The 14,243-nt window shown below is 69.4% G+C and carries 10 protein-coding genes; 8 read left to right on the top strand and 2 right to left on the bottom strand.

Features of this window, described 5'->3' with window-relative positions; genetic code table 11:
* Window positions 1-4 precede the first annotated feature (4 nt).
* The 8 genes from B5X82_RS06775 (at window position 5) to B5X82_RS06740 (ending at window position 10,851) form a co-directional block, all read left to right on the top strand.
* Window positions 5-301: a sarcosine oxidase subunit delta gene (locus B5X82_RS06775; protein WP_079647372.1), complete on the top strand. Its 297-nt coding sequence runs from the start codon at window positions 5-7 to the stop codon at window positions 299-301.
* Window positions 298-3,216: a sarcosine oxidase subunit alpha family protein gene (locus tag B5X82_RS06770; RefSeq protein WP_079647371.1), complete on the top strand. Its 2,919-nt coding sequence runs from the start codon at window positions 298-300 to the stop codon at window positions 3,214-3,216. Before B5X82_RS06775 ends, B5X82_RS06770 begins: the two co-directional genes overlap by 4 nt.
* Window positions 3,209-3,739: a sarcosine oxidase subunit gamma gene (locus B5X82_RS06765; protein ID WP_079647370.1), complete on the top strand. Its 531-nt coding sequence runs from the start codon at window positions 3,209-3,211 to the stop codon at window positions 3,737-3,739. The genes B5X82_RS06770 and B5X82_RS06765 overlap by 8 nt, the downstream gene beginning before the upstream one ends.
* Before the next feature lie 56 nt (window positions 3,740-3,795).
* Complete coding sequence (purU, locus tag B5X82_RS06760; RefSeq protein WP_079647369.1) at window positions 3,796-4,647, top strand: formyltetrahydrofolate deformylase; 852 nt, start codon at window positions 3,796-3,798, stop codon at window positions 4,645-4,647.
* A 4-nt stretch (window positions 4,648-4,651) separates the two neighbouring features.
* Window positions 4,652-5,539 carry a bifunctional methylenetetrahydrofolate dehydrogenase/methenyltetrahydrofolate cyclohydrolase FolD gene (gene folD / locus B5X82_RS06755; RefSeq protein WP_079647368.1) on the top strand — a complete coding sequence of 296 codons (888 nt, stop codon included), beginning with the start codon at window positions 4,652-4,654 and terminating at the stop codon, window positions 5,537-5,539.
* A gap of 103 nt (window positions 5,540-5,642) precedes the next feature.
* On the top strand, window positions 5,643-8,036 hold the full coding sequence (locus B5X82_RS06750) for a GcvT family protein (RefSeq protein ID WP_079647367.1): 2,394 nt from the start codon (window positions 5,643-5,645) through the stop codon (window positions 8,034-8,036).
* 44 nt (window positions 8,037-8,080) lie between these two features.
* Window positions 8,081-9,916 carry a CocE/NonD family hydrolase gene (locus B5X82_RS06745; RefSeq protein ID WP_079647366.1) on the top strand — a complete coding sequence of 612 codons (1,836 nt, stop codon included), beginning with the start codon at window positions 8,081-8,083 and terminating at the stop codon, window positions 9,914-9,916.
* Window positions 9,917-9,942: 26 nt separating this feature from the next.
* Window positions 9,943-10,851: an alpha/beta fold hydrolase gene (locus B5X82_RS06740; protein WP_079647365.1), complete on the top strand. Its 909-nt coding sequence runs from the start codon at window positions 9,943-9,945 to the stop codon at window positions 10,849-10,851.
* A 9-nt stretch (window positions 10,852-10,860) separates the two neighbouring features.
* On the opposite strand, the gene B5X82_RS06735 is transcribed toward B5X82_RS06740, so the two are convergent.
* On the bottom strand, window positions 10,861-12,975 hold the full coding sequence (locus tag B5X82_RS06735) for a CocE/NonD family hydrolase (protein ID WP_079647364.1): 2,115 nt from the start codon (window positions 12,973-12,975) through the stop codon (window positions 10,861-10,863).
* A 63-nt stretch (window positions 12,976-13,038) separates the two neighbouring features.
* Complete coding sequence (locus tag B5X82_RS06730; protein WP_235862617.1) at window positions 13,039-14,229, bottom strand: MFS transporter; 1,191 nt, start codon at window positions 14,227-14,229, stop codon at window positions 13,039-13,041.
* Window positions 14,230-14,243 lie beyond the last annotated feature (14 nt).

Raw genomic sequence — 14,243 nt, 5'->3', positions numbered from 1 at the left:
GATCATGCTGCAAATCTCCTGTCCCTGGTGCGGTCCCCGCGACGAGATCGAATTCCGCTGCGGCGGCCAGAGCCACGTCATCCGCCCGGGTCCGCCCGAAGAGGTCGATGACGCGACCTGGGGCCGCTATCTGAGCGAGAAGATCAACCCGCGCGGCGACCATCTCGAACGCTGGCTGCACGCCGCCGGCTGCCGCCGCTGGTTCAATGTCGCGCGCGACACCGCGACCCACCGCATCCGCGCGGTCTACCATATGGTCGAAGCCGCCCCCGCGATCGGCGACGAGGGGAGTGCGCGATGAGTCAGCCTTTCCGCCTCGCCGCCGGCGGGCTGATCGATCGCGGCCGGCCGCTGTCCTTCCGCTTCGAGGGGCGCGACTATCGCGGCTATGCCGGCGACACGCTCGCCTCCGCATTGCTCGCCAACGGCGTCCGGCTGGTCGGTCGCTCGTTCAAATATCACCGCCCGCGCGGGATATTGGGGTTCGGACCCGAGGAATCCAACGCGCTGATGCAGCTCGGCACCGGCGCGCGCGCTGCGCCCAACCTGCGCGCCACCGAGATCAGGCTGCACGACGGGCTGGAAGCGAAGGCGGTCAATTGCTGGCCAAACGTCCGCTTCGACGTCGGCGGGGTGAACAACCTGCTGTCGCGCTTCCTGGCGGCGGGCTTCTACTACAAGACTTTCATGTGGCCACACTGGCACGTCTATGAGGGCGTGATCCGGCGGGCGGCAGGGCTCGGCAAGGCGCCGAAGGCGGCCGATCCCGACCGCTACGAGAACCGCTTCGCCCATTGCGACGTGCTGGTGGTCGGATCGGGCCCGGCCGGCCTCGCGGCGGCGCGGGCGGCAGCCGGGACCGGCCAGCGGGTGATCCTGGCCGAGCAGGATCATGTGCTGGGCGGCCGGCTGCGCTGGGACGGCGGCGAGATCGACGGCCTGGCCGCCGACCGCTGGGCCGACGAGGCGATCGCGGCATTGGGGGCCATGCCGAACGTCCGCATCCTGCCGAACACCGCCGTCACCGGCTATTTCGACCATGACGCGCTGGCGATGATCGAGGCGGTGTCGGGCGACGACCCCGCCGCCCCGGCGCAGCTGCCGCGCTACCGGCAATGGCAGGTGCGGGCGGGCAGGGTGGTTCTCGCCGCCGGCGCGATCGAGCGGCCGCTGGTGTTCCCCGGCAACGATCGGCCCGGCGTGATGCTGGCGAGCGCGGTGCGCCATTATCTGGCGCGCTACGGCGTCCGCGCGGGCAACCGGGCAGTGATCTTCACCAACAATGACGAAGCCTATCGCACCGCCATCGCCTTCCATGCCGCGGGGGGCACGGTGGCGGCGGTGGTCGATACGCGGGCCGATGTCGATCCGGCGGTCGCGGCCTCGGTCGAGACGCTCGGTATCCGGTTGCTGCGCGGCGCGTCGGTGGTGGCGACGCGGGGCGCCAAGGCGCTGCGCGACGTGGCGGTCCGCCGGGCGGACGGCGGCACGCTGCGTCTCGCCTGCGACCTGCTGGCGATGTCGGGCGGCAGCAATCCGAACGTCGGCCTCTTCTCCCAATCGGGCGGGCGGCTCGCCTTCGACGAGCAACTGACCGCCTTCCGCCCCGCCCAGTCGGTGCAGAACGAACGCTCGGTCGGCGCCGCCGCCGGGCTGCGGACGCTCGACGAGGCGCTGGCGAGCGGCCATGCCGCCGGGGCGGGCGACGGCGCCGCGCCGCGCGCGACCGACGCGCATCCGGCGGCGGAGATCACCGCCTGCTGGCGGATCGACGCGCCGGGCAAGGCCTTCGTCGACATGCAGAACGACGTCAGCGCCGACGATATCGGCCTCGCCGCGCGCGAGAGCTACCGCTCGGTCGAGCATCTCAAGCGCTACACCACGCTCGGCATGGCGTCGGACCAGGGCAAGACATCGAACGTCAACGCGCTGGCGATCATGGCCGGCCTGACCGGGCAGGGCATCGCCGAGACCGGGACGACGCGCTTCCGCTTCCCGTTCGTGCCAGTAGCGCTCGGCGCTTTCGCCGGCCGCGCCCATGGCGAATTGCTGCGGCCGCTGCGGCGGCTGGCGCTGCACGACCGCCATGTCGCGCTGGGGGCGATCATGGAGGATTATGGCTGGCTGCGCCCGTCGGCCTATCCGCGCGCCGGCGAGACCCGGTTCGAGGCCGAGCAGCGCGAGGCGCGGGCGGTGCGCGACGGGGTCGGCATCTTCGACGGCTCGCCGCTCGGCAAGATCGAGGTGCGCGGGCCCGACGCGGCGAGACTGCTCGACTTCATCTATGCCAGTACGATGTCGACGCTGAAGGTCGGCAAGGTCCGCTACGGGCTGATGCTCAACGAGCTGGGCGTGGTCATCGACGACGGCGTCTGCGCGCGGCTGGGCGAGGATCATTTCCTGGTCGGCGCGTCGAGCGCGGGCGCGGACCGGATCGCGGCCTGGCTGGAGGAATGGCTCCAGTGCGAGTTCGTCGACCATGACGTGCTGGTCGCGCCGGTGACGACGAGCTGGTCGGTGGTGACGCTCACCGGCCCGCACGCCCGCGACCTGCTCGCCGAGGCGGGGGCGAGCTTCCCGCTGGGGCCGGAGGCCTTCCCGCATATGAGCTTCCAAGAGGGCATGGTCGCGGGGATCGAGGCGCGGGTCATGCGGGTGAGCTACACCGGCGAGACCTCCTACGAGATCAACGTCCCGACCGGCCGCACCGCCGAACTCTGGGACGTGCTGATGCGGCTCGGCGGCCGCTATGGGCTGACCCCGATCGGCATCGACGCCTGGAACCTGCTGCGCCTGGAAAAGGGCTATCTCCATATCGGCGCCGACACCGACGGGACCACGACGCCGCTCAACATCGGCTGGGATCATGTCCTGCGGCGCAAGGGCGACTTCGTCGGCAAGCGATCGCTCATGCTCGCGCTCCATCGGGATCCGGCGCGGCTCCAGTTCGTGGGGCTGCGCGCGGAGGGCACCGAGCCGCTGCCGATCGGCGCGCATCTGGTGCGTGGCAAGGGCGCGGATCGCGCGAGCGACGGCTTCGTCACGTCGAGCGCCTACAGCCCGGTGTTCGGCCGGGGCGTCGCGCTGGCGCTCGTCCATGGCGGGACGGGCCGGATCGGCGAGACCGTCGCCCTGGAGCATGACGGCCGCCGGCTGACCGCCACGATCGCCCAACCCACCCTCTACGATCCCGAAGGAGCGCGGCTCAATGGCTGACACCTGGCAGGCGGCGGCCGCGACCGTCGCGGTGCGCGAATGCGCGCCCGGGCCGATCGCCACATTGCGGCTGCGGCGTCCGTCGGCGGACGACCTGGCGCGGATCGCCGCGCTGATCGGCACGGCCCTGCCGACCGTCCCCAACCGAATCGCCGACGGCGCGGTGCGGGTGGTCTGGATCGGCCCCGACGAGTGGCTGATCATCGGCGACACCGCGCCCAACGCCACGATTGAGGCGGCGGCGACCGACGCCGCGGCGGCGCTGTGCGTCAGCGTCGGCGACGGCCGCTGCATCTTCGAGGCGACCGGCCCGGACGCCGCCGAGCTGCTTGCCAAGGCGACGTCGATCGACCTCCACCCGGCCGTGTTCACCGAGGCGATGTCGGCGATGACGCTGTTCGCGCAGGTCAACGCGATCGTCGATCGCCCGCCGGGCCTCGACGGGTTCCGGCTGATCTTCGACGTCAGTGTCCGCGACTATCTCTGCCGCTGGTTCGGCGACGCGGTCGTCGAGTTCGGCTGAGGCCACGGCCCGCCGCCGCCTTCTTCCTCCATCATCCCGATCATCGAAGGGTTGCCATGACCGCCGCCTATGTCCTGACTCTGTCCTGCCCCGATCAGCCGGGGATCGTCACCCGCGTCACCGCGGAGCTGTACAGCTATCGCGCCAACATCGTCGAAGCCGCCCAGTTCGAGGATGCGGAGACCGGCCGCTTCTTCATGCGGGTGGTGTTCAGCGTGCCCGAGGGCGTCGCGCCGGACATGGTGCGCGACACCTTCACGCCGGTCGCGCGCCATTACGACATGCACTGGGCGATCCGTCCGCGCGACCAGCGGCGCAAGGTGCTGCTGCTCGCGTCGAAGTTCGATCATTGCCTGGTCGACCTGCTCTACCGCAACCGCATCGGCGAGCTGAACATGGAGGTGGTCGGGATCGTCTCGAACCACCCGCGCGAGACCTATGGTGATCTCGGCGACGCGCCCTTCCACCATTTCCCGATCACCCGCGACACCAAAGCCGAGCAGGAGGCGCGGATCAAGGCGGTGGTGAACGAGACCGGCGCCGAGCTGATCGTGCTCGCGCGCTACATGCAGATCTTGTCGGACGACCTTGCCGCCTTCCTGGCCGGGCGCTGCATCAACATCCACCACAGCTTCCTGCCCGGCTTCAAGGGCGCCAAGCCCTATCACCAGGCGCATGCGCGCGGCGTGAAGATGATCGGGGCGACCGCCCATTACGTCACCGCCGACCTCGACGAAGGGCCGATCATCGCGCAGGACGTCGAGCAGATCAGCCATGCGGACTCGCCGGAGGCACTGGTGCGCAAGGGCCGCGACATCGAGCGGCGCGTGCTGGCGCGGGCGGTGCGCCACCACCTGGCCGACCGGGTGCTCCTCAACGGCGCCAAGACCGTGGTCTTCACGGACTGATCCGATGGCGGCCATCATCGACGGCAAGGCGATCGCGGCGACGATCCGGACCGAGGTCGCGGCCGGCGTCGCGGCGCTGACGGCGGCGGGCGCGGCCACGCCCGGACTGGCCGTGGTGCTGGTCGGCGAGGACCCGGCGAGCCTGGTCTATGTCGGTCGCAAGATCGCGCAGACCCGCCAGGCGGGCATACGGTCGTTCGAGCACAGGCTGCCCGCGGAGACGAGCGAGGAGGAGCTGCTCGGCCTGATCGGGCGGCTCAACCGCGACGGCGAGGTTCATGGCATCCTCGTCCAGTTGCCGTTGCCGCGCCACATCCGCGCGGATCGGGTGCTCGACGCGATCGACCCGCTCAAGGATGTCGACGGCTTCCATCCGGTCAATGTCGGCCGGCTGTCGATCGGCACCGACGGGCTGGTGCCGTGCACACCGCTCGGCTGCATGCTGCTGCTGGAGACGGTGATCGACGATTTCCGAGGGCTCAAGGCGGTCGTCATCGGCAAGTCGAACATCGTCGGCAAGCCGGTGGCGATGCTGCTGCTCGAACGCGAATGCACGGTGACAGTGACGCACATCCTGACCCGCAACCTGCCCGACATCGTCCGCACCGCCGACATCGTCGTGGTTGCCGCCGGCAGCCCGGGGCTGGTGCGCGGCGACTGGGTAAGGCCCGGCGCGGTGGTGATCGACGTCGGGATCAACCGCGTCGGCGAACCGGGCAGGGACAGCCGGCTGGTCGGTGACGCCGCCTTCGACGAGCTGGGCCATGCGGCGGCGATCACGCCGGTTCCGGGCGGGGTCGGTCCGATGACGGTCGCCTGCCTGCTGCGCAACACGCTGGTCGCCGCGCGCAAGCAGCAGGAGGCGGGCGCTTCGCCTAAAAAAGGCGCCTGACCGCCTCTGGTCCCCCGATGTCATCGGATTATGCCTGACCGGGAAGGGACCTGCCGCGGGGCAGGGTGACATCGATTCCTGTCGGAGGTTGGACGTTCGAGCGATGCAGCAGCAGGCGCGGGTAGTGATCATAGGCGGCGGCGTGATCGGCTGCAGCATCCTCTACCATCTCACCAAGCAGGGATGGACCGACGTGGTGCTGCTCGAGCGCAAGGAGCTGACGGCGGGATCGACCTGGCACGCGGCGGGCGGCTTCCACACCATCAACGGCAACGCCAACGTCGCCCGGCTGCAGGCCTATACCTGCGGCATCTATCGCGAGATCCAGGAGCTTTCGGGGCAGGACGTCGGCGCCCATTATGTCGGCGGCCTGCTGGTCGCGGCGACCGAGCAGCGCTGGGAATTCCTGCGCGCCGAACATGCCCGCCACCATGTGCTGGGGATCGAGTCCGAACTGCTCGGCCCGGCGGAGATCGCGAAGCTCGTCCCGATCATGGAGATGAAGGACGTGATCGGCGCGATCTACGATCCGCTCGAAGGCTATCTCGACCCCTCGGGCGCGACCTATGCCTATGCGGGCGCGGCGCGGGCGGCGGGCGCGACCATCCACCGCCACACGATGGTCGAGGGGCTGGCCCGTCGGCCGAGCGGCGAATGGGAGGTGCGGACCGACAAGGGCACGATCGTCGCCGAGCATGTCGTCAACGCCGCCGGCCTCTGGGCGCGCGAGGTCGGCCGCATGGCCGGGGTCGAGCTGCCGCTGGTGCCGATGGAGCATCATTACCTGATCACCGACGACCTGCCGGAACTGAAGGGCAAGCCGGAGATGCCCTCGGTCGCCGATCTCGACGGCGGGCTCTACCTGCGGCAGGAGCATGACGGCATGCTGCTGGGCGTCTACGAACGCGACGCGGTGCCGTGGGCGGTGGCGGGGACGCCGTGGGACTATGCCGAGAACGAGCTGCTCATCCCCGACCTCGACCGGCTCGGCGAGGATCTGACGCGCGGGTTCGAGCGCTATCCCGCGATCGCCAATGCCGGGATCAAGCGGATCGTCAACGGCCCCTTCACCTTCTCGCCCGACGGCAATCCGCTGGTCGGCCCGATCGCCGGCCTGCCCAATTACTGGGTCGCCTGCGGCATCATGGCGGGCTTCGTCCAGGGCGGCGGCATCGGCCGGTCGCTGGCCGAATGGATGATCGACGGGCAGCCGTCGATCGACGTCCACGGCATGGACATCGCCCGCTTCGACCCCAAGCTGCCCGAGCCGGTGACGATCGCCCGCGCGCGGGAATTCTACGGCCGCCGCTTCGACATCCCCTATCCCAACGAGAGCTGGCCGGTCGGCCGCCCGCTGAAGACTTCGCCGCTCTATGCGGCGCACGAGGCGAAGGGCGCGGTGTTCATGAGCAGCTTTGGCTTCGAGGCGCCGGCCTATTTCGCCCCGCCGGGCGCGCCGTTCGAGGAGACGCCGACCTTCCGCCGCTCGAACGCCTTCGCGATCATCGGCGAGGAATGCCGCGCCGCCCGGTCCGCGGTCGGTGTGGTCGACATGTCGGCGGTGTCGAAGTTCCAGGTGGAGGGGCCGGCGGCCGAGGCTTTCCTGCGCAGGGTGATCGCGTCGCCGCTGCCGGCGGTCGGCCGCACCCTGCCGGCGCTGCTGCTGTCGAAGGTCGGCCGGATCATCGGCGACCTCAACGTCAGCCGGCTCGCCGGGGATCGCTATCTGCTGACCGCGCCGACCTTCATGCAGGCGATCTACATGCGCTGGTTCGAGGAGCATGCGCGGGGCCTCGACATCGTGCTGCGCAACGTCACCGACGAGCTGGGCGGGCTGTTCGTCGCCGGCCCGCGCGCCGCCGCGCTGATCGACGCGCTGAGCGCCCGTCATCGCATCGGCAGCACCGTCGCGCCGGGCGAGCTGGCGGAGGCGGCGATCGGCTATGCGCCCTGCCACGTCCTCGCTTCCGACCGGATCGGCCAGCTGGGCTTCGAGCTCTACACGTCCACCGTCCACCTCTATCCGCTCTACTGCCAGATCATGGCGGCGGGCGCGGGGATGGGCGTCCGCGACATCGGCATCCGAGCGTTCAGCACGCTCGTCATGGAGCATGCGCCGGGCACCACGCTGCGCGAGATGTCGCAAGACCACACCGTCGCCGAATGCGGCTATGGCGATCTGCTCGACCGGACGCGCGACGATTATGTCGGCTGCGCGGCGGCGCTCGCCTCGCTCGAGAGCGAGCCCGAATATCGGCTCGTCGCGTTGCGCGTCGACACGGCCGATGCCGATCCGGCGGGCGAGGAGCCGGTGTGGGTGGGCGACGCCTATGTCGGCGCGACCAGCTCGGGCTATTACGGCCATACGGTGGGCTATGCGATGGCGATGGCCTTCCTCGACGCCGCCGGGCGCGCCGAGGGCGCAGCGCTCGAAGTGTCGGTATTGGGCGAGCGGCGGCCGGCACGGATCGTATCGCTGCCCTTTCCGAGGGGGTGAAGCATCGGGAGGCGGCCCATGCCGCCGGAACAGGGGAGGTCATCATGCGTCGTCGATCCTTGGCTGCGGCCCTTGCATTGGTCGCCCTGCTGTCGGGCACGGCCCCGGCGGCGGCCCCGCAGGCGCCGGTCGACCTGCTCGACCTGATGAAGGTCCGCGGCGCCGCGACCGTGCAGCGCGGCGTTCCGGTCACGCTGCGCGACGGCACCCGGCTGTTCGCCACCCTCGTCACGCCGAACCGGCCCGCCGGCGAGCGACTGCCGACGATCCTGATCCAGTCGCCCTATGATCCGTCCTGGGAGCTGGGCGGGGCGACCGTCTCCCGCCTCGTCCATGCCGGCTATGCGATCGTCGTCGTCAACGCGCGCGGCACCCAATGGTCGGAGGGCGAATATCACTGGATGAAGGGCGCCGCCGACGACGGCGAGGACAGCGTCAAATGGGTGACGTCGCAGCCCTGGTCGAACGGCAAGGTCGGCGCCTATGGCTGCTCGTCGAGCGGCGAGGTGCAGTTCGCCCTCGCCAAGCGCAATCCGCCCGGTCTGAAGGCGATGGTGGCGATGGCGGCGGCCACCGGCATCGGCGTCATTCCCGGCTTCGCCGACCAGGGCATTTTCTATACCGGCGGCGTGCCCTCGTTCGACTGGGCGGCCTGGTATCGCAGCCAGGGACACCGCTATCATCCCAAGCTGCCGGCCGGGGTCTCGCAGCGGGAACGGGAGGCGCTGATCGCCACCTATTCGGCCGCGGCGAACCCACCCGAAGGATGGGACTGGGCGCAGCACCTGCCGAGCCGCGACGTGCTCAAGGCGACCGGCTCGCCCGAGTCCGAGTTCGACCGGCTGATCACGATGAAGCCCAACGATCCGCGCTGGCGCGACTATGATTTCCTCAACACGGGGGACAGCACCCGCGTGCCGATGCTGCACGTCGATAGCTGGTACGACACGCTGGAAAGCTACGGCACCGCCAAGGTCTTCGAATATCTCTCGCGCAATTCACCCGACCAATATCTGATCATGGGCGGCACCGCGCATTGCTCGATGGGGACCGAGACCGAGAACACCAAGGTTGGCGAGCGGCCGATCGGCGATGCCCGCTTCGACTATGAAGGCCAGATCCTGCGCTGGTTCGACCATTGGCTGAAGGACGACGGCAAGGGCGACCTGGCGATGCCGCGCGTCCAATATTATCCGCTCGAATCGAACCGCTGGGTGAGCGACAAGGCGTGGCCGCCGCGCTCGACGCCGCGCCGTATGTTCCTCGACAGCAAGGGCGACGCGAACGGGCTGGCGGGCGGCGGCAAGCTGATCGACCGGCCGGGCCGGGGAGCGCCCGACCGCTTCGCCAGCGATCCGATGAACCCCGTGCCGACCCATGGCGGCGGCTGCTGCGACCGCAACGTCTCGCGCGATCAGAGCGCGATCGAGCGGCGCGACGACGTGCTCGTCTACACGACTGCGCCGTTCGACAGGACGCTCAAGGTCGCGGGCTATGTCAACGCCACGCTCTATCTGTCGACCTCGACGCCCGACGCCGACGTCGCGGTGAAGCTGGTCGACGTCTATCCCGACGGCAAGGCCTACAACATCTACGACACGATCCAGCGGCTGCGCTATCGCGACGGGATCGACCGCGAGGCGCCGATGGAGGCCGGCCGTGTCTACAAGGTCGAGCTGAAGCAGATCGTCGCCGCTTCGCATTTCGCGCCCGGCCATCGCCTGCGCATCGAGATCGCGGGCACCAATTTCCCGCAATATGAGCGGAACATACACCGGGGCGGCGCGAACCATGAGCAGAGCGAGCCGGTGACGGCGCGCACCACCCTCTATCACGACAAGGACCGCGCCTCGTTCATCGAGTTGCCGGTGGTCCCTTGATTCCGACGACGAAAGGGGAGGGAATAATGAAAGGAACCGGGACGGCGATGCTGGCGGGCCTGATGCTGGTCGCGATGACCGGCGAGGCCGTCGCCGCCGACACGGCGAAGGCGTTCACCGCGCCGATCGAGGGCGGCACGCTCCATTATGAGATGATCGGCGGCGGTGACCAGCCGCCGTTGGTGCTGGTCAATGGTGGGCCGGGGCTGGACCATCGCTATTTTCACGGCAGCCTGGTCTGGGACGGCCTGTCGAAGCGCCGCCCGGTCGTCTTCTACGACCAGCGCGGCATGGGACGCACCACCTCGACCATCGCCGTCGACCGGTTCACGGTCGACATGATGGTTGCCGACCTGGAGGCGCTGCGGGTCAGGCTCGGCGTTCCGAGGATCGCGCTGCTCGGCCATAGCTGGGGCGGGCTGCTGTCGATGGCCTATGCGACACGCCATCCCGACCATGTCTCCCGCCTCGTTCTGGTCGGGTCGGGCGCTCCGAAGATCGCGGCGCACGAATATCTGTTCGACAAGCTCTATCCCGAGATCGCGGCCCGGCAGGTGCCCGACGACAGCCCGGCGGCGAAGATGGGATGCAAGGCCGACAGCCTCGAGGATTATGGGCGGATGGCCTATTACGACCAGCGCAACCAGCCGCGCCTGGCCGTCGAGGACAACAGCGCCTTCTCGCAGGAGGTCTGCACCGCGGTCATGCTCGACGCGATGAAGCTCGACCTCTTCCCCAGGCTCCGTACGCTCCACGTGCCGACGCTGGTGATCAACGGCCGCTTCGACGCCAATGTCGCGCCGACGGTCGCCTATGCGATCAGCAAGGCGATCCCCGGCGCGACGCTCGACTATTTCGAGCATAGCGGCCACCAGCCGTTCGAAGAGGAGCCCGACCGGTTCGAACTGGTGGTCGAGCGCTTCCTCGATCAATAGCGCGATCGATCAGGAGAAGCGGCGCTCGATCCGGTTCTCCTCGGTCTTCTCGAACACCACCTTGTCGCGTTCGAAGGCCTGCATCGTCTCGGTGACGATGAACTCGCGGCTGGTCATCCGCAGCTCGGTGGTGGCGAGGGTACGGAAATCCCAGTCGGCGCGCGTCGAGCCCCAGCCCGCCGTCACCCGCCACACCGAGCTGGTCGGGTCGCCGTCGACGATGCTCAGCTCCATGCGGGTCTGGCCGGTGCGGTCGGTCGCGATGTCGTCGATCGTGAACCGCGATGCGGGATCGTTGCGGATCACGGTCACCTTGCCGTCGGCGTCGGGGCCGGTCTGCCGGATCGTCTCGCCCTCGACCGACATGAAGCCGATCTTGGCAGACTGTTGGCGGTCGCGCAGCAGCGCCGGCAGGTCGCCGACGCTCTCGCCGGCGCGGTAGGGACGAACCGGCAGCTCGAGCCGCGACGCGCCGGTGGTGACGGCGAGCGTCACCGGCTCGGGCGAGGGCGCCAGCATCGGCCACAGCGCCTCGGAGATCGCCACGCGGATGCGGCTGCCCTTCTTGAAGCGGTGCGCGCCATAGGCGAAGGGCACCGTCACGTCATAGGCTTTGCCGGGTTCGAGCAGGCTCGGATCGCTGTGGCTCTCGCGGTGGGTGAGGTTGAGCACGCCATAGGTGACGGACCAGCTCTTGCCGTCCGGCAGTAGCTCGTTGACCCGCACCACCACCTTGGCGACCGGGCGATCGGCGGCGATCCGCAGCCTGGCCTTGGCGATGCCGAGCATCTCGACATCCTCGGCCAGCGGCGCGCTGTCGAACACCAGCGCGAGGCCGTCGTCGTGCGACTGCTCGCCGGGCAGGTCGAGCGCCATGTTGAAGGGCAGCCATTCGCGCTTCGCGGTGCCGAGCGTCTGGTGGGGAGCGATCGTCCGTTGCGCCTCGGCGCCCGGCTGCGCGGCGAGGCCTGCTTCGTTGAGGTGCCAGACCCGGTTGCGGATCGCGGGCGAGGGCCATTGCGCCTCGGCCACCCAATGGCCCGGCGTGTCGGCCGGCCACACCTCGCTGGGGGTGCGCTCGTTGATATAGGCGCGCAGCATCGGCTCGCGCATGATGCCGGTGTCGACGCCGTGCAGCCAATGCGCCCACCAGCGCACCTCCTCGACCACCCAGTCGAGGCCGGGGCCGGGGTTGCCGCCGTCCGGGAACTGGTGGCCCCAGGAGCCGATCAGCCCCTTGCGCGGTGCGCTCAGCCCTTCGAGCAGGCGGGGGATGGCGGCCGAATAGGCGTCGACCTGGCCGCCGACCGCATAGACGGCGCACTTGATCGCGCCATAGTCCTGCTCGACCGAGCCGTGCTTCCAATAGGCGTCGTAGGTCGCGTGGCGGATCCATTCGGCATGGACCGCGGGCAGGTTGCGTAGCCGGTCCATCCACATGTCGCGCCAGCGGTCGCCGACGATTCGGGGATCGGGCGCGTCGACCAGCACGTTGCGGAACATCGTCCCCCAATGGAGGCAGGTGAGGCCGAGGACGCCGCCGATATAATGGGCGTCGTCCATATAGCGGTTGTCGGTCGAGCAGGCGGTGACGATCGCCTTGAGCGCAGGCGGGTTGAGCGCGGCGACCTGCAGGCTGTTGAAGCCGCCCCAACTGATCCCGCGCATGCCGACCGAGCCGTTGCACCAGGGCTGCCGCGCGAGGAAGGCGATCGCGTCGACGATGTCCTGCTGTTCCTGCGCCAGATATTCGTCGTGGAGCAGTCCGTCCGATTCACCGGAGCCGCTCAGGTCGAGCCTGGCATAGGCGAAGCCATAGGGACAGAATTGATCGGCCCAGGCATTGTCTCGGCCGCGCGTTCCGTCGCGCTTCGAATAGGGCAGCGCCTCCAGCACCACCCCGACCGGCGCCTTGTCCGCGCCCTTCGGCACCCAGAGGCGGCAGGCGAGCCGGGTGCCGTCGCGCACCGTCACCCAGATATTCTCGGTCATCTCGACCGGTCGCTTCTCGGGCAGCGGCCAGGCGGCCTCGGCGGTCCAGGGCAGCAGGCTGCCGAGCGTCACCGCCGAGGCCGCCTGGAGCAGCGCCCGCCGCATCGGTTGATTGCAATTTTCGGCGGTCATCGATCCGTCCCCTCTTTATCCCTGGCGGAATGCTACCAGTCAGGGCGCGGGTGCGTATTCAGTCTATCGGTCGGGACTTTCATGCGATCGGTCGGTCGCGGCGGCCCGCTGCCGCAAGGTGCGGGCGACGATCGGCATGCAGACCGGGATGGTGATGATGCAGCTCGCGAAGCCGAGCAGGCCCAGCATGCCGAACGAGCCATGGTCGACGATCAGCCCGCCGATCGGCGCGCCCACCGCGAAGGCGAGCCGTTCGCAGCCGCCGCCGAGCGTGCCGAGCCGCCCTTCCGCGTCGAACATCGCCGCGGTGCCGAGGAACAGCGCATATTGGTACATGTAGAAGATCCAATAGGTCAGCACGCCCAGCGCGAAGCTGACCGTCCCATCGGCATAGCCCATCAGCACGCAGGACAGCGCGGTGCCGGCGAGGCCGACCAGCATCGCCGGCACGCGCGGCAGGCGGCCGCCGATCAGCGCCGCGACGACGCTGCCCAGCACGCCGCAGGCCGTGCTGGCCGACAGGATGGTCGCGATCATCTCGGGATCGATGGCGAGGCGAGTGCCGATCCGTTCGGCGAAACTCCAGAGCGCGCCGGTGCCGAGCGAATAGCAGGCCCACATCACCAGCAGTGCGATGGTGGCGGGTTGCGACAGGACGCGCGCCGGCGGCGGCGTCAGCAGGGCGGGTCGCGATCGGAAGCGCAGCATCGCCGGTGCTACGATCAGGATCAGCGCCGCGATCGCCGGGAAGGCACCCATCGCGCCGAGCCGCGCGCTGGCGAGCGGGATGATCATCATCATGACGACGATGAACAGGATCGCCCCGACATTGCCCAAGGCATAGACCCGATCGGGATTACGCGCGGTCGACGCGCCGGTGATCGCCGCCGCGAACACCAGGCCATAGCCGATCCCGGCCAGCGTCGCGCAAGCGAGCAGCGGTGGCAGGGTCGTCGGGATCAGGAACATGATCGCATGGGCGAGCGCCGCGAGCGCCGCGCCAGCCAGCGAGATGGTGACCGAGGAGAAGCGGTGGACGACCGGTGACAGCAGGATCATGGAGATCGCCAGCGCGCCGATCTCGAACAGGCCAAACACGCCAGCCAGGCTGGCACTGAGCCCGCGCCCGTCCATCAGCGCGCCGACCTGGAACGGCATGGTCGAGGTGCCGAGATGGGCGATGCCGCTCGCCACCGCGACGGCGAGGATGAGCGCGATGCTGTCGGACGTTCGGGCAGCGGAAGCAGAGGTCATGGCGGTGCTTTCGA

It is taken from the genome of Rhizorhabdus histidinilytica (genome assembly GCF_900167915.1).
Taxonomy (GTDB): Bacteria; Pseudomonadota; Alphaproteobacteria; order Sphingomonadales; family Sphingomonadaceae; genus Rhizorhabdus; species Rhizorhabdus histidinilytica.
The sequence above is the reverse complement of the archived record's forward strand: the minus strand, read 5'-3'. Positions and strand labels throughout refer to the sequence as shown.